This window comes from Kitasatospora arboriphila (assembly GCF_039528095.1).
Taxonomy (GTDB): domain Bacteria; phylum Actinomycetota; class Actinomycetes; order Streptomycetales; family Streptomycetaceae; genus Kitasatospora; species Kitasatospora arboriphila.
This window is the reverse complement of the sequence record NZ_BAAALD010000022.1, coordinates 4,145-27,267: the sequence shown is the minus strand read 5'-3', so window position 1 is coordinate 27,267 and position 23,123 is coordinate 4,145. Positions and strand designations below refer to the sequence as shown.

The window sequence follows — 23,123 nt, the reverse complement described above, 5'->3', positions numbered from 1 at the left end:
CACAAGCAGCCGCGGACACCAAGCCCGCTCTGCCGTCGGCACCTTCCGCAGTCGCCGTCAAGGGCGTGCACAACCTCAAGCCCAAGGTCGCTCAGCACACCAGCGACACCGATCGCACCTTCAAGCCGCGCGCGACCGCCTGGCCGAAGGCCGCGAAGGGCAGTGCCCGCCTTGCCGAGCCCACGGCCAAGGCTGACGGCACGAAGCAGACCGCGGCCAACACCCCCGTGTGGGTCCAGGCCACGAAGTCCGGCAACGGCGCCTACAAGGGCCCGTCCGACGTCGGTGTGACGGTGCTGGACCATCAGAAGTCCGCCGCCCTCGGCATCTCCGGCGTGGTCTTCACCGTCGACCCGTCCGCCACCGCCACCGGTGAGGGCAAGGTCCGGGTCGGCGTCGACTACTCGGCCTTCGCCGAGGCCTACGGCGGCAACTACGCCTCCCGGCTCCACCTGGTCACCCTTCCCGCCTGTGCGCTGACCACCCCCGAGGTCGCGGCCTGCCGGGTGCAGACCCCGCTCGACACGCGGCAGGACGCCAAGGCGTCCAGCGTGTCGGCCGAGGTCATGCTCGGGAAGCCGTCGACCGTGCACGCATCCACCGACGCGGAAGGCAGCCGCGCCGTTCCCGCGGTCTGGTCCGGCGACAGTGCGGTCGCGCTGCAGGCCGCCTCGACGTCCGGTGCCCAGGTCCTCGCCGCTACCGGTTCCGGCGACCAGGGCGGTGGCCGGTCGGGCAACTACGCCGCCAGCTCGCTGTCGCCGTCGGGCTCGTGGACCGGTGGCAGCGCCGGCGGATCCTTCACCTACGGGTACCCGATCCAGACGCCGGGCGCCTCCGGCTCCCTGACCCCCAAGATCTCGCTCGGGTACGACTCTGCCTCGGTGGACGGCAAGACCGCCTCCACCCAGGCCCAGGCCTCCTGGGTGGGCGACGGCTGGTCGACCCCGGACTCGTACATCGAGCAGACCTTCACCTCCTGCGCCGACAAGCCGGAGGGCACGGCCTCGCCGTCCGAGACGGGTGACCAGTGCTACGCGGGTCCGATCCTGACCCTGTCGCTGAACGGCTCGTCGACGGCGCTGGTCTGGGACTCGGGCAAGAACACCTGGAAGCCGCAGAGCGACAACGGTGAGGTCGTCACCCACGTCACGAACTCGAACAACGGCACGGGCACCTACAACACCGACTACTGGACGGTCACGGACCGCTCCGGCACGGTGTACTACTTCGGCCGCAACCAGCTGCCGGGCTGGAGCTCCGGCAAGCCGGTGACCAATTCGGTCGACTCGGTGCCGGTCTACTCCTCGCACTCCGGCGACCCCTGCTACAACGCCTCCGGGTTCAACGCCTCGGTGTGCACCATGGCCTACAAGTGGCACCTGGACTACGTCAAGGACGTCCGTGGCCAGGCCATGTCCTACTGGTACACCCAGGACACCAACTACTACGGGCAGAACAAGGGCCAGAGCAACACCAAGTACGTCCGCGACTCCTACCTGTCCCGGATCGACTACGGCTTCCTCGACAACGGCGCCTTCGGCACCGTCCCGGACCAGGTCAACTTCATCACCGGCTCGCGCTGCGTGGCGACCACCTGTGACCCGATCTCGGCCTCGAACGCGGGCACGCAGTACCCGGACGTGCCGTTCGACCTGATCTGCAACAGCGGTGCGACCTGCACCTCGCAGGCGCCGTCGTTCTTCTCGACCGTCCGGCTGAAGCAGATCGTCACCAAGCAGTACTCGACGGCCTCCTCCCAGTACGCGGCGGTCGACACCTACGACCTGGCGCAGACCGAGCCGCCGACCGGTGACGGCACCTCGCCGACCCTCTGGCTGGCCTCCGTCACCCGCACGGGCAACGACACCACCGCCGGCGGATCGGGCTCGATCGCGCTCCCGCCCGTGGTCTTCGGCGGCACCAGCATGCAGAACCGGGTGGACACCACCAACTACCCGGGCATGTACCGCTACCGGCTTACCACGATCATCACCGAACTCGGCGCCAAGACCGATGTCGAGTACGGCCTGCCCAACCCCTGCACCGCCTCCTACGTGGCCACGGCCAACGCCTCCACCAACACGAACTCCTGCTTCCCGGTCAGATGGACGCCGGAGTTCTACACCGATCCCATCGTCGACTGGTTCCAGAAGTACGCCGTCACCAAGGTCCTGGAGAAGGACCAGACCGCCGGTGCACCCGCTCGCGCCACCTCCTACGAGTACGGCGGCGGAGCGGCCTGGCACTACGACGACAACGAGGTCGTGCAGGCGAAGTACCGGACCTGGGGCCAGTTCCGCGGCTACGCCGACGTCACCACTTGGGTGGGAGACGGTACCAACGACCGCCGGACCAAGCAGAAGACCAGCTACTACCGGGGCATGGACGGGGACTGGCTCTCGCCCACCTCGACCCGGTCCGTCGCACTGACGGATTCCCAGGGGGCCACCCACGCCGACAGCGACGAGCTGTCCGGCAGGGAACTGGAGAGCACCACCTACAAGGGTGACGGCACCGAGGTCGACAGCCTGGACATCACCTCGTACTGGGTGTCCGCGAGCACCGCGACCCGCAATCGCACCGGCTTGCCCGCCCTCGCGGCGAAGACGGTGAAGGAGGCGGAGACCTACAGCCGTCAGGCCGTCACTTCCACCGTGCCCACCACGTGGCGGGTCACGGAGTCGAACAACAGCTACGTCTCGGACACCAACAGCTCCAGCTTCGGCCTGCTGAACGCCAGCTACGTCCACACCGTGCCGGCGAACGCCGCGTACGACCGGTGCACCACCTACACCTACGCTCCTGCCAACACCGGCCGGAACCTCGTCGGCCTGGTCGCCTCGCAGGAGACGGTGTCGGTGACCTGCGGCGGCTTCACCGAGGGCAGCATCGCCTCGGCACCGGCCGGCTACAACACGCTGACCGCGCCCGCCGCCGTCAACCGGCCTGCGCAGGTACAGTCCGCTACCCGGACCTTCTACGACGACGCGCAGTTCGCAACCACCTTCCCGCAGCCGAACCCGCCCACCGTCGGCAACGTCACGATGGTGCAGACCGCCTCCGACCACACCGGTGCCGGCGGCTCCTACGTCTGGCAGACCAGCAAGCGCACCACCTACGACACGTACGGGCGCCCGCTGACCGCGACCGACGGCAACGGCAACACCACCACGACCACCTACACGGTGAACGCGGTCGGCCTGACCACCGCCAGCACCGTCACCAACGCCAAGAGCCAGACCGCCACCACGACCCTGGCGCCGGCCCGCGGCCTGACCGTTGCCGCCGGTGACGTCAACAACATCACCGCGACTAGCCAGTCCGACGCGCTCGGCCGACTCACCGCGGTGTGGACCCAGTCCCGTCCGACGACAGCACCGGCGAACCTCAAGTTCACCTACACCGTCTCCAACACCAGTCTGTCCGGTACCACGACGGACAAGCTCAACGACTCGCTCGGCTACGTGACCTCGTACTCGCTCTACGACTCACTCGGCCGGGTCCGTCAGACCCAGGCGCCCACTCCGCAGGGCGGCCGCCTGATCACCGAGTCGTACTTCGACAGCCACGGCTGGGTCACCAAGACCAACAAGGCGTTCTGGGACCCCGACAACCTCCCGACGCTGGTTCTCGCCAACGACGTCCTGGACGAGAAGGTTCCGAACCAGGAACGCACCACCTACGACGGCCTCGGCCGTCCGGTGCGGGTCGACGCGTTGAAGAACTCCGTGGTGCAGGAGAGCACGACCACCGTCCGCGGAGGCGACCGCACCACCGTCGTTCCGCCCGCCGGCGGCACCGTGAAGACCACCGTCACCGACCCGCTCGGCCGGACCGTCGAACTCGACGACTACACCGTGCGGCCCACCGTCACCCCGCCCGCCGACACGTTCAACGGCACCTACACCGTCACCGGCGGCCAGAGCCAGGCCATCACCTACGGCTACGACGGCCACGGCAAGCAGAGCACCGTCACCGCCAACGGCTCCACCTGGACCACCGCCTACAACCTGCTCGGCCAGGCCAGCAGCAGGATCGACCCCGACGCCGGCACCAGCACCATGCAGTACGACGCCGCCGGCAACCTTCTCCAGACAACCGACTCGCGCGGAAAGAACGTCAGCTACACCTACGACGCCCTCAACCGCAAGACCGGCACGTACGCCGCCACGGCCACGACCCAGTCCGGCAACAACCAGATCGCCTCCTGGGTCTACGACAACGACAACAACGCCGTCGTCGGCATGACCAACCCCAAGGGCCACGTCACCACCAGCGCCTCCTACGTCGGAGGAAGCGCCACCGGCGCCGCCTACAAGACGCAGTCCGCAGGCTTCAACAAGTTCGGCGCCTCCCTCGGCGACACCATCACCATCCCCACCACCGAAGGCACCGCCCTCGGCAAGTCCTACGTCTTCAAGCACACCTACACGCCCAACACGGGACTGCTGGACACCGACGTCTTCCCCCTCGGGGCGGGACTTCCCGGCGAGACACTGCTCCACGGTTACGCCACTGCTTTCGACCTGCCCAACAGCACCAACACCACGAGCTACGGGTACGGCCAGAGCGTCACCTACGACGCCTACGGTCGGGTCGGTCAGACGAAGATCGGCGGTCTGAACAGCAACTTCGCGCTGATCACCAACACCTACGATCCGCACACCAGCCGCCTGACCGAGCAGACGGTGGTCCGCTCCGGCACCAACACCGAGGTCGACAAGCAGCACTACGACTACGACCAGGCCGGCAACACCACTCGCCAGGTCTCCACCCGCCTCGGTGCGACCTCCGAGACGCAGTGCTTCACGTACGACCAGCTCGACCGCCTCACCCAGGCGTGGACCGCCACCGACTCGTGCGCGGCCACCCCGACCACGGCGGCGCACTCCCAGGTCGGCGACGCCGTCACCGGCGGCGCCTACTGGACGGACTGGGCCTTCGACGCCCTCGGCAACCGCACCAGCCAGGTGGAACACTCCACCACCGGCGGCGCCGACACCACCACCACGTACACCTACAACGGAAACGGCACCAACCAGCCCCACACCCTGACCTCGGCCACCGGCGGTACGAGCCTGCAGTACGACACCGCGGGCAACACCACCAAGCGCACCACCGCCGCCGGCGGCACCCAGAACCTGACCTGGGACGACGCCGGCCACCTCACCGCCATCACCGGCGGCACCGCAGGCGACAGCAGCTACGTCTACGACGCCGACGGCAACGTCCTCCTCCAGAAGGACCCCGGCACCACCACCCTCTACCTGCCCGGCCAGCAGATCGTCCTCAACACGGCCACCGGCGCAACGACCGGCACCCGCTACGTCCCCCTGCCCGGCGGCGGCACCGCCGTGCGTACCGGTGGCAGCACCAACTACAAGTTCGAGATCGCGGACCCGCACGGCACCGTCGGCCTCCTCCTCGACAACACCGCACAAACCCCCACCTGGCGCCAGTCCACCCCCTACGGAGCCCCGCGCGGCACCCCCGCCGCCTGGCCGGACAACCGTGCCTTCCTCAACGCCCCGGCCTCCACGGCCACCGGCCTGACCATCCTCGGAGCACGGCAGTACGACCCCGTCACGGGCCGCTTCGTCAGCCTGGATCCGCTCTTCGAGACGGCAGACGCCCAACAGATGGGCGGATATAACTATGCGGGAAGTAATCCCGTCGGAAAGAGCGATCCAAGCGGACTTCGGTCAGATTCCGATGGAATCTGGTGCGACAATCATGACTGCAGCGGACACCCTGGCGAGCTTGAGCATGCCAACCGGATTCACGATAAGCAGACCAAGCGGGATAAGGATGTAGCGAAGAACCACATCGCCAGAGTGATTTCTTCCTGGCGGCCGAAGCATCCGACTGCTGACGTTTTTTATGGAATCGGTTCCGGCGTCAGTAAGGTGCTCGGATACGGTCTTACCGTAGGATATTTCCCGTGCTGGTTCGGCTCCGATGACTGTGACCTCCAGTCGCCGTATGATTACTGGGCGTCGCAGCACGGGGCTGACCTAAACTCGTGGTATTACGCGCAGGGAGAAAGTGCCGGAACTGAAGGTTCCTATGCCTTCCTCGGTGGCGTGGGCGAAATGTCGGCAGCGGAGCAGGAGGCCGCCGGCATGGCATCGGAGGAATCTGGACTCTTCAGGGCCTCGAAGGTTGGGACAGGGCCGAGTATTCGAATGACCGAGAAGGCCGCGCGGGAGATGGCTAAGCGGTACGGTCTTGATTATGGCGATGTGCCGATTGTGGTAAAGGATAGAGTGGCGGGTATCCAGGGGTTTACCATGCCGGACGGAACAGTTGTTCTCGGGCGTGGCGCGTTCCGCAATGAGCAGACCCTGGCTAGGACGCTCGCGCATGAAAGGTTCCATCTTCAGGAATTGCGCGACGGGCTGAAGTTTCCCATGACGGAGGCAGAGAGAGAGCCGTTTGAGGATCGAGCCTACGCGTTTGATCAGGAGTGGTGGGATGCGCATCCGTTGAATCCTGCAAATGGGTGAGGTATCGTGATGCCATGGCTTCCGATTGGGATAGATGGATATCTACATTTCAGGCCTTCTATGAAGGTGTCGAGTCGGCGCGCGATGTTTATTGTCCATCATGTGGCGAGGCTGCTCTTCAGATGAAATTCACGAGCCGCCCTGGAGCGTCCTCTGGGTATTGCTCCTTCTGGTGCGGTGTGTGTCTGAATGGAATCGCCATCTCTCGCTGCGAGATACCTGAAGGGGTTTCTTCAATTCCCTTTGGACTGCCTAGGGTTGAGCGTGAAGCTCTAATTCCAAATTATAGAATGATATTGCCATGATGTGAGCGGGGGTGATCGGGTGAGGATTATCTGGCGAGCCTGGCCCGATCACCCCGCGAACTCAGTAACTCGATGACCTCGATCTGCGAGGTTTGTCACAGCTTCTCGACTGGCGCTCCGACGAGCCGCCGTTGGCAGTCCAGGACGTAGCGCGCATGCCGGGCCACCGCGTCGTAGTCGAACTCTTCGTGGTAGGCGAGCAGCGGCCCGGGGATTTCCTCGAGTTTCGGCTCCGTTTGCTGGCAGAGTTGGTCAAGGACAGGTGGGATCGGCGATAATGCGTCGGCAGGTACGGTCTTCCACTCGGATCACGGGGCGTCGAGGAATTCCATAGTTTTGGAAGCCTGTCGTCGGCCCGGTTAACTGAGGGGAGAGATCAACTAAGGGCTTGCAGATCATCAACCCATGGCTTCCGCCGTTGCGGCTCGTTGGTGTGGTATGGGCGCTTCACCGGATCAACGAGCTTTACTGGCAGCGAAGTTCGGGTGTGTCCAGCGACTGGTGTATCTCGTGTTGTGTGAGTTACCGGCGGCCGATGGAGAGCCGGCCGTCGAAGGCGATGTCGAAGGCCTGGAGTGCGGGCTTCCAGCGCATGGTCCAGCGCTTGCGGCCGGTGCCGGTGGGGTCCAGGCCCAGGACGGCCATGTAGACGCACTTGAGCGCGGCGGCCTCGTTCGGGAAGTGTCCGCGGGCGTGGACGGCCTTGCGGATGCGGGCGTTCACGCTCTCGATCGCGTTGGTCGTGCAGACGACCCGCCGGATCTCCGCGTCGAACTGGAGGAACGGCACGAACTCGGCCCAGGCGTTCGACCAGAGTCGAACGATCGCCGGATACTTGGCACCCCATTCCTTCTGGAAGCCCAGGAACCGGTCCTCGGCGGCGTCGGCGGTCGGCGCGGTGTAGATCGGCTTGAGTGCGCGGGAGATCTTGTCCCAGTCCTGGTGGGCCGCGTATCGAAACGATGCCCGCATGAGGTGGACTACGCAGGTCTGGGTATGGCCTGCGGCCAGACCGTGCCGATGGCGTCGGGCAGGCCCTTGAGTCCGTCGCAGACGACCATGCACACGTCTTCGACGCCGCGGTTCTTGATCTCGGTCAGGACCTGGAGCCAGTACTTGGCGCCCTCGCCGCCGTCGCCGGCCCACAGGCCCAGGATGTCGCGGGTGCCGTCGATGGTCACCGCGAGGGCGATGTAGATCGGCCGGTTGGCGACCTGCCCGTCGCGGACCTTCACGTGGATGCAGTCGGTGAAGATCACCGGGTAGATCGCGTCGAGCGGGCGGTTCTGCCATTCGGTCATCCCGTCCATGACCTTGTCGGTGATGGTGGAGATGGTCTGCTTGGACACGCTCGCCCCGTAGACCTCGGCCAGGTGGGCGGAGATGTCACCGTGCGTCAGACCCCGCGCGGACAGCGAAAGCACCATCTCATCGACGCCGGTCAGCCGTCGCTGGCGCTTCTTGACGATCTGCGGATCGAAGCTGCCCTCGCGGTCGCGGGGCACCTCGATCTCGACCGGTCCGACGTCGGTGAGCACGGTCTTGGCCCGGACGCCGTTGCGGCTGTTGCCGCTGCCCGCGCCGGCCCGGTCGTGCTTCTCGTAGCCGAGGTGGTCGGTGATCTCGCCCTCCAGGGCGGACTCCAGCACCCGCTTGGTCAGCTGCTGCAGCAGCCCGCCCTCGCCGGTCAATTGGAGCCCGCTCGCGCGGGCCCGGTCGACCAGCTGCCCGATCAACTGGTCGTCCAGCAGGTCCGCCGACAGCTCGACCGGCCGGACCTCTTCAACCGCCTCAACCGAGGCGATCATGTCGCTCATCAGGTGCTCTTCCTTGATCGGGAGATGCACCGGTCACCGTACAGACCCCCTTGATGCGCAAGACCAGGGCCCGGGGCTTGGGCACCTCGTTCCAAGGGGTGAAGGTCAAGCTAAGGGCGTGTGGAACGGCGCGGTCCGGGAGCGGGCACCGCAGTGCCGCGGGCCGGGTGCAGGTCCGCGGGTCCGCCCCCGTCCGCTGTGCGCAGGTCCCCGCGCCCTTGCAGGGACGGCCGCGGTGCGGCCGCGGCACGGCGGGCCAGCGCATCGGGCACGGTGAAGGCGAACAGGCCGGTGGCCACCGCGATCGCGGCGAGGACGAGGTAGGCCGTCCGGTACGCGGCCAGCGGCGGGTGGGCCTGTTCGGGGCCGCCGGCGCCGAGCACCAGGACGGTGGTCACCACGGCGGGGGCGAGGGCGTTGCCGGTCTGCCGGACGACGGTGTTGAGGGTGGCGGCGTGGGCGACGTCGGCCTTGGAGACGGTGCTGAAGGAGGCGATGGTGGTGGGCATGAACACCCCGCCCATCGCCAGCCCGAGCAGGAACATGTAGCCGCGGAAGGCCCACAGGCCGGTGTGCTCGTCCGCGGCGGCGAACAGCAGCAGCACCCCCGCCACGCCCAGCATCCCGGTCCCGATGATCACCCGCGGGCCGATGCGGGCGTACACCGCGCCGACCAGCTGCATGGTGAGCAGCACCCCGAAGGCCTCGGTGAAGGTGGTGCTGCCGCTGTCCAGCGCGCTGCCGCCGCGGGCCTCCTGGATGTAGAGCGGGCCGAGGAACATCGCGCCCATGATGGGCACGTAGCCGACCAGGCAGATCAGGTTGGTGTCGCGGAAGAGCCGGTCGCCGAAGAGCCGCAGCCGCAGGATCGGCTCGGCGGTGCGGAGTTCGACCGTGACCGCCGCCGCGAGCAGCACGGCGCCGGCCACCAGCGGGCCGAGCGCCTGCGGGCCGGTCCAGCCCGCCTCCGGCCCGGTGCAGACGCCGTACATCAGCGCGGCGGTGCCCGCGGCGCTCAGCAGCAGGCCGGGCAGGTCGAGCCGTCCGGCGGCGTGGTCGCGGTGCTCGGCGAGGAAGAGGAGGCCGAAGAGCACCGCGGCCGCGCCGACCGGAACGTTGACCCAGAACACCCAGCGCCAGGAGAGACCGGTGACGAGCGCGCCGCCGAGCAGCGGGGCGATCGCCGGGGCGATCTGCTGGGGGATGATCAGCAGGCGGGCGAGCCGGACCTGTTCGGCCTGGGTGAAGGTGCGGAAGAGCAGTGCCTGCGAGGTCGGCATCAGCAGGCCGGCGGCAAGGCCCTGCAGGGCCCGGGCGCCGACCAGGGCGCCGAGGCCCGGGGCGGCGCCGCAGAGCGCGGAGGCGCCGGTGAAGGCGGCGAGCGAGAGCAGCAGCATCCGGCGGCCGCCGAACCGTTCCACCAGCCAGGCCGAGGCCGGGACCATCATGGCCAGGCAGACCGGGTAGACCACGACGACCCCGGTGAGTGCGGCCGGGGTCAGCGCGAACTGCCGGGCGATGCCGGGCAGCGCGACGGTGGTGATCGCACCGTCGACGATGCAGATGAAGGTGGTCAGGACCGTCATGATGGGCACGACACGGCGCTGGCTCAGGCGGGTGCTCATAGAAGCTGAGCATACTCACTATGATGGTGCTCAGAAAGACTGGGGACGGGGACGGACACGGCATGGCACAGCGGCAGGCGGACAAGCGCGACTTCGGCAGCAGCGACGTCCTGGTGGACGAGCTCTTCGCCACCACGCAGCGGCTCCGAGCCTTCGTCGACGGCAGGCTGCGCGAGCACGGCGCCTCCGTCTCACGGCTGCGCACCCTGCGCGTACTGGCCCGCGCCGGCGGGCCGCTGCGCATGCGCGACCTCGCCGAGCTGGTCGGCAACGCCCCGCGGACCACCACCACGATCGTCGACAGCCTGGAGAAGGACGGCCTGGTCGAGCGGGTCCGGCACCCCGAGGACCGCCGCGCCTTCCTGCTCACCCTCACCGAGGAGGGCGTCCGCCGGCACCGCGAGGCCGAGGAGCTCGACCGCGCGGCCCTGGCCACCGCCACCGGCGCCCTCGCGCCCGCCGAACGCGAGCAGTTGCGGTCCCTGCTCGCCCGCATCCGCACCACCGTCGGCGAGCAGACGGCCGACGCCGACGCCGGTCCCTGACGCCCTGCACCCGACGCCCCGCACCCGACGCCCCGCACCCGAGCCCGCGGCAATGCGGCACCCCGTCCGGGTATCGGACGGGTGAAACCGGCCGTTCGGCCGTCAGGGTGACGTATCGTCCTGCCGAAGGTGATCCTGACCCGAAGGAGGAGATCACCTCGCGTTACGTCCTGCTGGGCCTCGGCCTCGCCTGCCCCGTCCTCGCCCTCGCCGTCTTCCTCGCCGCCGCCCGGGCCGGCACCCGCAGCGAGAGGGAGGACGACCGGGCCTGAGCCCGGACGCGCCCCGGTCACCCGGTCAGCGCGTCCACCAGGTCCCCGAGCTCCCGGTCGGTCAGCGGCCGGCGGTGGGCCAGCTTGTTGCGCGAGGTGCGCAGCGTGGACAGCCGGTTGTACTGCGCCGTCCCGAAGCGCACGTCGCGGCGGCGGACGGCCGTCCAGATGTCGCCCAGCTCCATCGAGGCGAGGTCGGCCGGGCCGCCCCGCCCGCCGTCCCGGTCGACGTAGGTGGCGGCGAGGTGCCGGGCACCCCGGGCGGCGGCCTGCGGCAGCAGCGCCACGAGCCGGGCCCGGGCGTCGTCGATGAGCGGCAGCAGCACGCGGTTCTGCGCCTGCCACACCAGCTTGTCCAGGCGGTCGCGGCCGTCGGCCCCGGCCAGCCACTCCACCGGCGAGCAGCGCACCTGCCCTTCCCAGCTGTCCAGCAGCCCGGCCTGCCAGGCCGGCCGGAGCGACGGCTCGGGGGACGGCGCGTAGGCCGCCGCGGCGTTCGCGGCCGGCGGCGGGGCCGCCCCGGCGGCCGGCCGGCACGCCGTCAGGGCGGGGACCAGGTCGTCCGTCCGCCCGTTCCAGCGTCCGGTCAGGCGCGCGGCCAGCGGCAGGTCGGGGCCGCAGACCTCGACGACCGTCTCGTGCCGCACCGCCGCCAGGATGCGCTTCCCGGCGGTGTGCCGGCCGTGAGCGGACCGCCCGTCGGCCTCCGCCTCCGCCACCAGGGTCGCCGTGTCGAGCCGGCCCCACACCGACCACCACCAGTGGACGGCGCAGAGGCCCGGGTCGAGTGCCTCCGGCGCGTCGGGGGCGAGGTCCTCCGGCCGGGCGGCGACCAGCAGCCGGGGCCGCCGGGCCGGCGGGAGGCCCGCGTTCTTCACGGCGGCCTGCAGACGGCGCATCAGACGGGAGAGCGCCACCGGGTCGTCCTCCCGCCAGGCGCGGACGATCACCACGGGGGCGCGCAGGTCCGCGCCGTCGACGAGTTCCTCGACCGGGTCGCCGACGAGCCCGAGCTGCCCGGCGAGGCGCTCCGTGAGGCTCGGTGTCCCGAGCGGCGGGGCCGGCGCGGGCGCTGCGGGCGCCGTCCAGCCCCCGAGGCCGTCGTCGTAGTCGAAGCCGACGTCCCCGAAGGCGTCGACGCCCGGCCAGAGCTCCTCGTCGGCCCGTTCCGCCGGCCCGTCGGCCCGCGCCGCCCGGCCGCCGCCGGGGCCCGGCACCTCGACCACGTCGTCGAGGTCGGCGAGCAGCCGGTCGAGGTACAGGTCGGCCCGGCCGCGCTCCACCTCGTGGCCGGGCAGCAGCCACAGGCAGCCCAGGCCGGAGGCCAGGTCCGCCGCGACCCGCGCGAGGTGCCGACGCGGCCCCGGCAGCCGCAGGAGGTCCGCCGCGGTGGGCCGGACGGCCGCGTCGTCGATCACCCGAGACCGCCTTCCCCGGCCTCCTGCAGCGTCTTGAGCGCGCGGAACGTCACCGGGTCGACGGTCACCCCGCCCGGGCGCTCGTCCAGCACGCCGAGGTGCTCCAGCTGCCCCAGCAGCTCCTCGGCCTCGTCGATGCCGGTCTCCAGGACGATCGACAGGTCCTGCGGCGTGGCGGTGGCCAGGCCGTTGCGGTGCTCCTCGGCGGTGAACACCTCGGCCCACTGGCAGAGCCGGGCCGTGAGGTCCCGGTCGAGCCCGGCGCGCCGGAGGTGGGTGGCCGCGGACTCCGGCCCGTCCAGCCGGACCGAGGTGAGCGCGGCGTCACGGGTCCGCCCGCCGCGGACCGCCGACATGACGCGCTCGACGTGCCCGGGCCAGCCGCCGGTGGCCTCGACCAGGTTGCGCCGCTCCTCGGCCGAGAGGAACGGCGACTCGGGCCACGCCCGGACGCTGGTCGCGTTCCACCGCTTCGGCCGCACCACGGCCGCGCCCCGGCCGGCCAGCGCCGACGACGGCAGCGGATCGGTCACGACCAGCGCGCGGCGCCGGGGCACCTCCGCGCCGTCCGCGTCGGCCACCGGGCGCTCCTGGCCGATCGCGCCGGTGTACGCGGTGAGCCGCTCCACCGTCTCCTGCACCCGGGCGAGGCTCTCGCCGCGCAGGTCGACGATCAGCATGTGCGGGGTGCGCAGCCTGGTGTGCTCGGTGATCGCCTTGACCAGGTCGTCCGAGGCCCGGTAGGTCAGCACCTTGCGGCTCGTGCCGATGTGGAGCCGCGCCGCCCGGTCGATCAGGTCGCTGCCCATGGCCGGCGAGGCCGCGACGACCGCCGTCCCCGCCGACAGCGCCTCGTGCCACTGGTCGTCGGTGAGCGGGCTCGTCCGGGCGATCTGCTCCCGGTCCACGCCCAGCGAGCGGCGGGCCACCCGCGGGTTGTAGTCGTACGGCTGGCTGAACTCCGTCGTCTGCAGCTCCGCGTCCAGCTCCTCGTACGTGCCGAGCATGTTGACGACGTTCGGGCTGCGCATCGCGAACGCCCGGCCGCCCTGCAGCTGGATCACCAGGCCGAGTCCCTCCATCTCGACCAGGTCGATGCGGACCTCGTTGACCCCGTCCTGCGGCGGGAAGCCCTCCGGCCACACCGCGCGGGCCTCCTCCAGCAGCTCCTGCGGGGTGTAGCCGCGGGCGCAGCCGTCGCGCAGGCTGCGCAGGGCGAGGATCAGGGTCAGGACCCGGTAGCGGTCCTCCAGGTTGATGGTCAGCCGCAGGCGGTCCTTGATCTGGTGCTGGATCCCCTGCGACGCCGTCACCTTCTGGACGTCCGCCTCGGTGATGCGAGGGCGGCTGCCGTCGGCGGCCAGCGCGCGCTCCTGCATCTCCACCACGAGCCCCTCGCAGAAGATCTGCACCAGGTTCGCCTGGTAGTTGGTGAGGGCGAGGATGCGCCACACCAGGTCGGGGGACTCGAAGAACAGGCCGACGGCGGCCAGCGGCTCGACCACCAGCTCGACGGCCGACTTCGGCACCAGCGGACCGACCAGGATGCCGGGACCGCCGTGCGCGGTGATCACGTTGGTGAGCCGGTTGAAGCGCTGCACCTGGTGCAGACCGGCGAACACCACCTTGAACGCGCGGTTGGTGTCCTGCATGAGCTGCTGCAGCCGCATCACCGTGCGGAACGTGGACTGCCCGCCCTCGGTGTACACCGGCCGCGCGTCGGCGTTCAGGAAGGCGTCCGCCTCGTCCGCCAGGACCAGGACGCGACGGGTCGGCTTGTCCGCGATCCACTGCCGGATGTGCGCGGCTATGGTGTCGCCGTCCGCCCGCTCGGACAGCCGCGGCCCGAGCAGGCCGCGCCGCTTCAGCTCGGCGGCGAGCACGCCCCAGATCCGCTCCGGCGGCTCGGCGTGCCCGATGTCCGCCGTGCGCAGGTCGATGTAGACCGCCACGTGGTCCTCGCGGTTGTCCCGCTCGAAGGTGTCCACCACCTGCCGCAGCAGCGAGGACTTGCCCAACTGCCGTCCGCCGTAGAGGAACAGGCTGCCCTCCCGGCCCATGATGGCGCTCTTCTCGGTGTCGCGGCCCTTGAACACCTCCGGCGGCACCCGTCCGGCGAGGTAGGGCGCGTAGGGCACGTAGCCGGCCCACGGCAGGGTGACCCGCTGCACCGCGCGGAACGAGCGCGGCTCGCGGGCGGCGATCCAGCCCAGCACCGCCGGGTCCACGACGATCGCCTGCTGCGGGCGGTTGCGGGACCGCTGCGCGAGCCGGCGGCGGCCCTCGACGCCCAGCGGCTGCAGGTAGAGGATGATGTGCGCGCCCTGCGCCGACTCCGACAGGTGCCGCAGCGGTCCCTCGCCGCGCTGCTCGTCGGAGATCAGCAGCACCCGGTACGACCGGTGGGCCTGTGAGCCCAGCGCGGCGACGTACCCGGGGAGGCTCTCGCTGACGTCGGCGCGGACGCTCAGCCGCATCACGCTCCAGTCCCTGCGGTCCGCCTCGTCCAGCGACACCTGGGTCGCCGTCAGGCCGAGCAGGCGCAGCACACTGCCCACGTGCTTCTGGTAGGCGTTGCTGCGCTTGCGCGGGTCCGCCAGCGCCTCCCAGGAGTCGAGGGCCACCGAGGTGGCCTCCGCGAGCGACCGGCCGGCCGCGTAGTGGGACGCCCACCAGCGCGCGCCCACCCCGGTGCCGCCGGCGGCCGGCGCGTCGCGGTGCGCGATGCCCGCGAGGAACTCGTCCAGCTCGACGCCCTTGTCGCTCTGCCGCTCGGGCAGCGCGCGCCCCTGGCGGGCGAAGGAGAGCAGTTCCTCCGCCGTGACGACGTCGTCGACGTCCAGCAGGTCGGAGATGCGGGCGACGGAGTCCGCGTCGAGCGGCAACTCGGCGAGCTGCTCGCGCAGTTCCGCGGTCTTCTGGACGACGAGGGCACGGAGCTCCGCGGCCAGCGACCGGACGTCGGCGTCCCGGCCCCCGAACCGCTCGGCGGGCTCCTCGCGCCGCAGGTCCACCAGCCGGCCCGAGAGTTCGCTCTCGACCTGCGGGGTCAGCAGGTTCTGCACCCGGATCTGCGCGAACAGCGACTCGGCTCGCCGGCGCCGCCGCTCCACCCGCTCGCGCCAGACCGCGGCGGAGTCCTCCACCTGCTGCTGCCAGAGCTCGAGTTCACCGGCCTCGGGCATGCCCGTCCCGTGCAGGCGGCCCTGGCCGGCCACGGCGAGCAGCAGACGGGCGAGGTGGACGTCACCGCGGTCGAGGTGCGCCCGCAGCGCGGCCGGCACGTCCACAGGTTCGAGCAGGCCGGCCAGCGCGTCGGCCGCCCCGGCCCCGTCCAGCCGCGGCTGCGGCCGGTCGCCGTCGTCCAGCCACGCCAGGTCGCGCAGCGCCAGCAGGCAGTCGGCCGACGGCGTCAGCCCGTCCTCCCGCGCCACCGGCTTGGACTCGCCGCTGAGCCAGCGCACCAGCACCCGCAGGGCGGCGCCGCCCGGACCCGGCACCGACTCGGCGCGGCCGGCCTCCGCGACGGCCTGGATGAGTCCGGCGCCGACCTCCCGGCCGCGGCCGTGCTGGGGCAGCGCCGCCACGGTCTGCGCCTCGCGCAGCAGGTCCACCACCGTCTTGATGTGGTTGCGCAGTTGCTCCCTGGCCGTCGAGTGGATGCTCTCCTTGGCCTGCTTCGGCGAGCGCGTCGCGCGGTCGGTGGCGTCGATGAGCCGGTCCGCCGCGTCGGCCCGCTGGTAGTGCTGCTCCATGTCCTCGGCCAGCGCGCGTTCGTCCGCACGGCCCGCCGCCCACTCCTGGACCAGACGCAGCGTCAGACCGAGCCGCCCGTCGCGGGCGCACATGGTCTGCAGCACCTTGGTGCCGCGCTGCAGGGTGATGGTCCGCTGCGGCAGGTCCTCCTGGAGCTGCCGCGCCCGGTCGCCGATCTCGGCGCGGTGCACGGCCGGCTCGGCCGCGGACGCGCGCAGCACCTCCCCGGCCGCCAGCGTCAAGCCCTGGCGGACCTCGGCGACGAGGTGCTGCAGCACGTCGGCCCAGACCTGGGGCAGGCCCGGCAGCGGCGCGAACTCGGTGACCAGCGGCGGCGCCCAGCCCGCGCTCAGGCCGCTGCGCAGTGCGGCGGCCAGCGCGACCAGGTACGCCTCGCGGTCCTCGGACGCGGCCGGGAACCCGATGCCGTCGGACTGCAGCTGGAGCTCGAACGCCGCCTGGGCGTTCGGCAGGTGGAAGGCCGCGTGGGCGAACGCCAGGGTCTGGACGCGGTGCTGGGACTCGCCGGCCGCCCGGGTGGTCCAGTACGCCTCGGCGAAGCGGTCCTGCGCGATGAGCCGCTCGACCGCCGACGGGCCGTCGTTCCCGCTGGTCCACACGTCGGCCACCGGTACCGGCCCGGCGGTGTCCGCGGACCCGTCGGGCTCCTCGGGCTCCTCGGAACCGGCGGCCCCGAGGGGCTCGGCGGCCTCGGCGGGACCGGCCGGCCAGGTGTCCTGCTCCGGCCGCGCGGCGGGCGGCTCCGTCCTGCGCCGCGGCGGACCGGGCTGCCCGGCCTCCCCGGCGGGCTCGGTGTCCACCGTCCCGGTGCCCGTGGGCTCGTCGAGGCCGGCGGTCCCGGCGGTCTCGTCGGTCCCGGTGGTGCTGGCGGCGGGGGACTCCGGTGCGGCGGCGTCGTCCACCTGCGCGGTGCTCTCCGGTGCCGTGTCCTCCGGCTCCGGCTCCGGCTCCGGATGTGGTTCCGGATCCGGTTCGTCGGCCGCGGGCACGGCATCCGCCGGGGCACCGGCCGACGGTTCCACCGGGTCGTCGAGTCGCTCACCGGGCGCCGCCGCCGCGGACGGGAGGCCGTCGGTGGCGAGCCCGAGTCGCTCCTCGGTCTCGCGGACCCGGTTCGCCAGGTCCGCGACGACGCGCTCCAGCCCCTCCCGGGCCGGCACGAACGACTCCTGCTCCAGCAGGCCCACGTACTTGGCGTGGGTCTCGCGCTGTTCGACGAGTTCGGCCAGCAGCGCCCGGCGTTCGTGCGCCTGCCGCTCCTCCGCCTCGCGCACGGACGCAACGATCCGCACCACCGTGTCGTAGGTGTCCTCGGCGGGCCACCCCGTGCCGTCGGGGTCCAGTGCGCGGACCGTCCCGGCCGTGCGCGCGCGGTCGGCGAGCCAGCCGGCGACGTCCTCGGCCAGGGCCGGGTCCACCGTGCCGAGTCCGGTCCGGATCCCGGCGGCCGCGGTGTCGAGCCGGTCCGCGAGGGCCGCGCCGTCCGTGCGCAGCCGCTGGACGTCCTGCTCCACCTGCTCCACGCCGGATCCGGTGGCGTCCGTTGAGGTTTGTACGTCCTCGGCCGCCGGCCGCGCTGCGGGCGCCATGTGATGGTGCGCCAAGTGCCCCTCCTCGGTGAGGTCCTCGGCGGGCGTCAGGGCCCGCTCCCACAAGTCCTGCCAGTTCTCGCGCACCAGCCGGGTGGTCGCGGACTCCGGGCGCAGGGCCAGGCCGTGCAGGGCCAGACCGGCCATCGGCGCGGGCAGCGCGCCCATCATCGTCCCGAGCCCGTCCAGGTCGGGGGAGCGCACCGCCTCCACCGGGAACCCCCGGTGGCACAGCTCGATCGCGGCCATCGAGGCGCCGCAGTCGGCGAGTGCGGCGAGCAGCCCGACGGGCGCCTTGACGACCCACAGGTGGGTGCCCGAGCCCGTGGCCGCCTTCTTGGCCACCGGCTCCCCCCGGTACCGGACGGAATCCGGTCCGTGTGCGGCCTCGTGACGGGCCACCAGTATTCGCACCTCGTCCGCGGGGAGCGTCCGGAGCCACGAGCGGAGAGCGGGGATCGAGGGCATGCCCGTGATCCTTGCACGCAGCAGGCACGCCGACCAGGGCTTTGCCCGGTTGGTCCGGGCCGGTTCCGGGCGCTCGATCCGGTGTTCGGGCGGGTGGTACGGGCGCGGGCGCGGCACCCCTCAGCGCAGCGGGCCGCCCTCCCGTTGGTGGCGGCCGGGGGTGGTGCCGAAGGCCTTCCGGAACGACTCCACGAACGAACTCGGCGAGGACCAGCCGCAGGCCGCCGCCACCGAGGTCACCGAACGACCCGCGGCCAGCAGGGTCAACGCGCGGTGCAGTCGCAGCTGCGCCCGCCACTGCGGGAAGCTCATGCCGGTCTCCTGCCGGAACAGCCGGCTCAGCGTGCGCTCGGACGCGCCCACGGCGGCGCCGAGTCGGGCCAGCGTCCGGTCGTCGGCCGGGTCCGCGGCCAGCAGGTCGGCGAGGTCCCGCAGCCGCGGGTCCGAGGGCGTCGGCAGCTCCAGGCCGAGGGCGGGCGCCCGGCACAACTGGTCCAGCGCCACCCGCTCCAGGGCGCGGAACTGCTCGCCCTGCGGCGGCTCGGGACCGCTCATCACCTCGACCACCTCCCACAGCAGCCGGCTGACCGCCAGCACCGTCGGCCGGTTCAGCGCCAGCGGATTGACCTCCGCGGGGAAGCTCAGACTGCGCAACTCGCTGGGCCCGTGGGCCCGGTGGGCGTGCGGCACGCCGGCCGGCAGCCAGACTCCGCGGTGCGCGGGAACCGCCCAGCCGCCCTGCGGGGTGGACACCTCCAGCACGCCGCGACCCGGGCAGATCAGCTGGTTGACGGTGTGGAAGTGCCAGTCGATCCGCTCACGGTGGGCCAGCGGCTGCCGGGTCGGGCCGGTCAGTTCCTGGCGGGTTGGCGACATGGATCGGCAGAGTATCGGAAGCCCGTCCCCGGTGCCGCGGGCCAGGCTGGTCACCGCCGGCGAACGCTCGCCGGCGAGCCACCGAGGAGGCGGGATGACCCTGGACGACACCGCGCACCGGAGCGCCACCGGAACCGGAGCACCCGCAGTACCCGCGGCAGCCGGGCCGCCGGAGTCCGGCGGGGTCTGGCGGCGGATGGGCCTGTGGGGCGCCGCGCACGCCGTCGACGACTTCTACCAGGGCCTCGTCCCCGCCGTGGTGCCGTACTTCGCGCTCGACCGGGGCTACGACTACGTGGCGGTCGGCGGGCTCGCGATGGCGGCCACCGTCGGCAGCGCCGTGCCGCAGCCCTTCGTCGGACTGGCCGTGGACCGCTGGCGGCTCGGCGGGACGGCCGCCCTCGGCGTGGCCCTGGCCGGGGTCGGCCTCGGTGCGGCGGGGCTGGTGTCCTCGTACGCCGCGGTCTGGCTGCTGGTGCTGCTGTCCGGGCTCGGGGTGGCGATGTTCCACCCGGCGGCCGGGCGCTCCGCGCGGGAGGCGGCGGGCGGCAGCACGACGGCGATGAGCGTGTTCGCGGCGGGCGGCAGCGTCGGCTTCTTCCTCGCCCCGGTGCTGGCCACGCCGGTGCTGGCGGCCTGGGGCGTGCGGTCCACGGTGCTGTTCGTGCCGCCCGCGCTGATCACCGGCTGGGTGCTGCTGCGCCACCGGCAGCGACAGCGGGAGCGGGAGCGGGCCGTCGCGACGGCCGCGGCCGCACCGGCGGGGCCCGACCGGTGGCCGCCGTTCCTGGTGCTGACCGGGGTCGAGGTGGCGCGGTCGGTGGTGTTCTTCGGGGTCAGCACCTTCCTGGAGCTGCACTGGCTGCGCGACCTGCACGCCTCGCACGCGCTCGCCGGTGCGGCACTGGCCGGCTTCCTCGGCGGCGGTGTCGCCGGGACGCTGCTCGGCGGCCGGCTCGCGGACCGGATCGGAGCGGTGGCCGCGGTGCGGCTGGGCACCGCGCTCACGGTGCCCGCACTGGCGGGCCTCTGCCTGGCGCCGGGCGGCCTGCTGCCGCTGGTGTTCGCGGTGCTGACCGGGGCGGCGCTCAACGTGCCGTTCGCGGTGATGGTGAAGCTGGGCCAGGACTACCTGCCCGGCCGCCCCGGCACCGCGGCCGGGGTCACGCTGGGGCTCGGCGTCAGCGCCGGCGGGCTGTGCGGGCCGCTGCTCGGTCTGGTGGCCCGGGCGCACGGGCCGCAGGGGGTGCTGGCGGCGCTGTGCGCGGTGCCGCTGCTCGGCCTGCTGCTGGCGTACGCGCTGGTGGAGCCGGGCGCGGCTGGGCGGGTCGGGCTGCCCGGCGGGCGGTTCAGGCCACGTGGCAGAGCTTGACCACGGAGACCCGGTGCAGGTCCACCGCGAGCGGGGTGTGGCGGCGGTGCCGGCGGGCGTCCTCGGACTCCGCCCGGGCGAGTGCCTGCTCCAGTGCGTGGTCGGCCTCGGAGGCGTCGACGATGAAGAGGTGGACACCGGTGTCGGGCGTGCCGTCCGGCCCGGTGTCACCGGACTGGTGCGGAATCTCCACCCGCCAGCGGAACAGGTGCGGCGATGCCGCTCGGGACCTCTTGGTCATCGGATGTGCTTCCTCTCCCGTGCGGACGTGACGGGCGTTGGAGCTCCGTGGCGTTCGGACCAGTGCGATCCGTATCACCGTATGAGGGCGAAATATGTCCGTCAAGAGGACGAGATGGGGAGTAAATATTCCGTCCGGCGGATGAATTCGTTCGGAAGCCAGTACGGTGCATGTATGAGCGACCTCCACGAGTCGGCCGCCCTCTCCGCCCGGCGGCTGCGCACCCGCACCGCCCTGCTCGCCGTGCTCGCGGAGTACGGCGCGCTCAGCCGCTCCGACCTGGGGCGGCTCACCGGCCTGTCGCGGTCCGCGGTCAGCAGTGCGGTCGCCGACCTGCGCGCCGAGGGCGCCGTCACCGAGCAGCCCGCCCCCACCGGCCCGGTCACCGGCCGCGGCCGCCCGGCCGCCGTGGTCGCGCTCAGCCGCGACAACGGGCTCGTCCTCGGCCTCGACCTCGGCCACGCCCACATCACCGCCGCCGTCGGCACCGGCGAGGGTACCGTGCTCGGCGAGGCCACCGCGCTGCTCGACATCGACGACCACCCGCAGCGCGCCCTGGACACCGCCGCCGACCTCGCCGTCGAGGCGATGCGCCAGGCCGGCTGCGGACCGGAGGCCGTCGGCGCGGCCGCGGCCGGGGCCCCCGCCGCCATGGACCTGCGCACCCGGGCCGTCCGCGCGCCCACCATCCTCGCCAAGTGGATCGGCCTCGACCCGGCCGCCGAGCTCGCCCGCCGCCTCCGGATGCCCGTCGCGGTCGCCAACGACGCCGAGATGGGCGCCCGCGGCGAGCGCGCCCTCGGCGCCGGCCGCGGCCTCAACGACCTCATCTACGTCAAGGCCTCGCACGGCGTCGGCAGCGGCCTCGTGCTCGGCGGCCAGTTCTACCGCGGCGCGACCGGCCTGGCCGGCGAGATCGGCCACATCCAGCTGCCCGGGGCCACCAGCTGGTGCCGCTGCGGCAACCGCGGCTGCCTGGAGACGGTCGTCTCCGTCGCGGAGGTCCGGCGCCGGCTCACCCACGTGCTGGCCAGTGCCGACCGCGGGAACGTGCCCGAGGAGATCCCGCCGCTCGACGAGCTCGGCGGCCGTCCCGCCGCCGCCCGCGTGATCACCGACGCCGGCCGGACCCTCGGCCGCGTCCTCGCCGACCTGGTCAACTGCCTCAACCCCGCCGCGATCATCATCGGCGGCGAGCTCGGCCAGGCCGGCACGCCCCTGGTGACGGGCGTCCGCGAGTCCATCGACCGCTACGCCCAGCCCGCGGTCGCCGACGCGGTCGAGATCACCGCCGGCACCCTCGGCGTCCGTGCCGAGCTCCACGGCGCCCTGGTCACCGCCGCCGAGAGCCGCCGCACCGTCGCCTGACGGCCGCGGACCGGAGGCCGTCGGCGCGGCCGCGGCCGGGGCGGCCCGCGACGTACGGAGGCAGGGGGCGCCGGCTCTCCTCGGCGCCCCCTGCTGGTGGGTGGGCCCGCCCGGCCCCGACAGTGGCCGGGGGTGGGGCCGGGCGGGAGTCGTGGTGGTGCGGCAGGGTCAGAGGCAGGTCTTCCAGGCCAGGTGGTAGACGGTGTTGATGTCGCCGTCGGTGGAGTCCATCGTCATGAAGCTGGTGGTCTTGCCGGTGTCGGACGTCCCGGCGTTGAGCCGCAGCTCGGTGTTGATGTTGAAGTTGCGGAGCTCGCCGCAGGGCGCGAAGACCAGGGCGGCCACGTCCACCGAGTCGGTGGCCTGCCAGCTGTCGTCCAGCGGGCCCTTGAACTGGTGGTTGCTGGAGGTGGTCTGCGGCGAGCCCTGGAAGTAGTAGTTGGCCTTCTGCGTGCCGACGGCGCCGCGCTCCAGGTGGGCGAAGCCGCGGTAGTCGGCGGAGGCGATGGCGTAGGTGAAGCCCTGTGGCACGTGCACGTTCAGGTTGAGCTGGCAGTTCTTGCGGAAGTCGGTCGGCTTGGAGCCGACGCCCACCTGCGCCAGGTAGTCGCTGTAGGTCACGGTGAAGGCAGTGTTGTCGGGGGAGACCGCGACGGCGGCCGTGCCGGCCGGACACCCGGAGCCGTTGACGGTGGCCACGTTGATCACGATCTTGTCCGGCGGCGGAGGGGTGGTCCACGGGCCGGTGGGCGCCGCGGCCGAGGCCGCGGGGGCGGCGACCAGCGAGGCGGCGGTGGCGCCGACGGCGACGAGCATGCGAACGATCAAGGCGTTTCCTTTCGATCGTGCACGGCCGCCGGGCGGGACTCCGTCCCGGCGGTCTGTCGCGTACATGTCACCATGACATCCGCCCCGCGTACAGAGGGGCGGCGAGGGCGCCG

The 23,123-nt window shown here is 72.0% G+C and carries 11 protein-coding genes and 1 pseudogene; 5 read left to right on the top strand and 7 right to left on the bottom strand.

Features of this window, described 5'->3' with window-relative positions; genetic code table 11:
- Positions 1–65: 65 nt before the first annotated feature.
- Complete coding sequence (locus tag ABD353_RS14155) at positions 66–6,509, top strand: RHS repeat domain-containing protein (RefSeq protein ID WP_344623916.1); 6,444 nt, start codon at positions 66–68, stop codon at positions 6,507–6,509.
- An 827-nt stretch (positions 6,510–7,336) separates the two neighbouring features.
- Here ABD353_RS14155 and ABD353_RS14150 read toward each other — a convergent pair.
- Both ABD353_RS14150 and ABD353_RS14145 read right to left on the bottom strand, forming a co-directional pair.
- A pseudogene (locus tag ABD353_RS14150) lies at positions 7,337–8,622 on the bottom strand (IS256 family transposase).
- A gap of 119 nt (positions 8,623–8,741) precedes the next feature.
- On the bottom strand, positions 8,742–10,256 hold the full coding sequence (locus ABD353_RS14145; RefSeq protein ID WP_344623915.1) for a DHA2 family efflux MFS transporter permease subunit: 1,515 nt from the start codon (positions 10,254–10,256) through the stop codon (positions 8,742–8,744).
- A gap of 62 nt (positions 10,257–10,318) precedes the next feature.
- Here ABD353_RS14145 and ABD353_RS14140 point away from each other — a divergent pair, with 62 nt between their 5' ends.
- Positions 10,319–10,801 (top strand): MarR family winged helix-turn-helix transcriptional regulator, encoded by a 483-nt coding sequence (locus ABD353_RS14140; protein ID WP_344623914.1) that lies wholly within the window; start codon positions 10,319–10,321, stop codon positions 10,799–10,801.
- A gap of 107 nt (positions 10,802–10,908) precedes the next feature.
- Positions 10,909–11,073, top strand: a complete 165-nt coding sequence (locus ABD353_RS14135; RefSeq protein WP_344623913.1) for a hypothetical protein — start codon at positions 10,909–10,911, stop codon at positions 11,071–11,073.
- A gap of 17 nt (positions 11,074–11,090) precedes the next feature.
- Here the strand turns inward: ABD353_RS14135 and ABD353_RS14130 are convergent, their stop codons facing one another.
- The 3 genes from ABD353_RS14130 to ABD353_RS14120 form a co-directional block, all read right to left on the bottom strand.
- Positions 11,091–12,491 (bottom strand): hypothetical protein, encoded by a 1,401-nt coding sequence (locus ABD353_RS14130; RefSeq protein ID WP_344623912.1) that lies wholly within the window; start codon positions 12,489–12,491, stop codon positions 11,091–11,093.
- A complete protein-coding gene (locus ABD353_RS14125) occupies positions 12,488–18,325 on the bottom strand; it encodes a hypothetical protein (RefSeq protein ID WP_344623911.1) in 5,838 nt (1,945 codons plus the stop codon). Before ABD353_RS14125 ends, ABD353_RS14130 begins: the two co-directional genes overlap by 4 nt.
- A 120-nt stretch (positions 18,326–18,445) precedes the next feature.
- Positions 18,446–19,201, bottom strand: coding sequence for a helix-turn-helix domain-containing protein (locus ABD353_RS14120; RefSeq protein ID WP_344623910.1), 756 nt, complete (start codon positions 19,199–19,201; stop codon positions 18,446–18,448).
- Positions 19,202–19,295: 94 nt separating this feature from the next.
- Here ABD353_RS14120 and ABD353_RS14115 point away from each other — a divergent pair, with 94 nt between their 5' ends.
- Positions 19,296–20,573 carry an MFS transporter gene (locus ABD353_RS14115; RefSeq protein ID WP_344623909.1) on the top strand — a complete coding sequence of 426 codons (1,278 nt, stop codon included), beginning with the start codon at positions 19,296–19,298 and terminating at the stop codon, positions 20,571–20,573.
- On the opposite strand, the gene ABD353_RS14110 is transcribed toward ABD353_RS14115, so the two are convergent.
- Positions 20,551–20,814 carry a hypothetical protein gene (locus ABD353_RS14110; protein WP_344623908.1) on the bottom strand — a complete coding sequence of 88 codons (264 nt, stop codon included), beginning with the start codon at positions 20,812–20,814 and terminating at the stop codon, positions 20,551–20,553. The two genes, ABD353_RS14115 and ABD353_RS14110, sit on opposite strands and share 23 nt — an antisense overlap.
- A gap of 174 nt (positions 20,815–20,988) precedes the next feature.
- On the opposite strand from ABD353_RS14110, the gene ABD353_RS14105 reads away from it, so the two are divergent.
- Positions 20,989–22,182, top strand: a complete 1,194-nt coding sequence (locus ABD353_RS14105; RefSeq protein WP_344623907.1) for an ROK family transcriptional regulator — start codon at positions 20,989–20,991, stop codon at positions 22,180–22,182.
- A gap of 168 nt (positions 22,183–22,350) precedes the next feature.
- Here ABD353_RS14105 and ABD353_RS14100 read toward each other — a convergent pair whose 3' ends face one another.
- Positions 22,351–22,998 carry a DUF4360 domain-containing protein gene (locus tag ABD353_RS14100; RefSeq protein ID WP_425555156.1) on the bottom strand — a complete coding sequence of 216 codons (648 nt, stop codon included), beginning with the start codon at positions 22,996–22,998 and terminating at the stop codon, positions 22,351–22,353.
- Positions 22,999–23,123 lie beyond the last annotated feature (125 nt).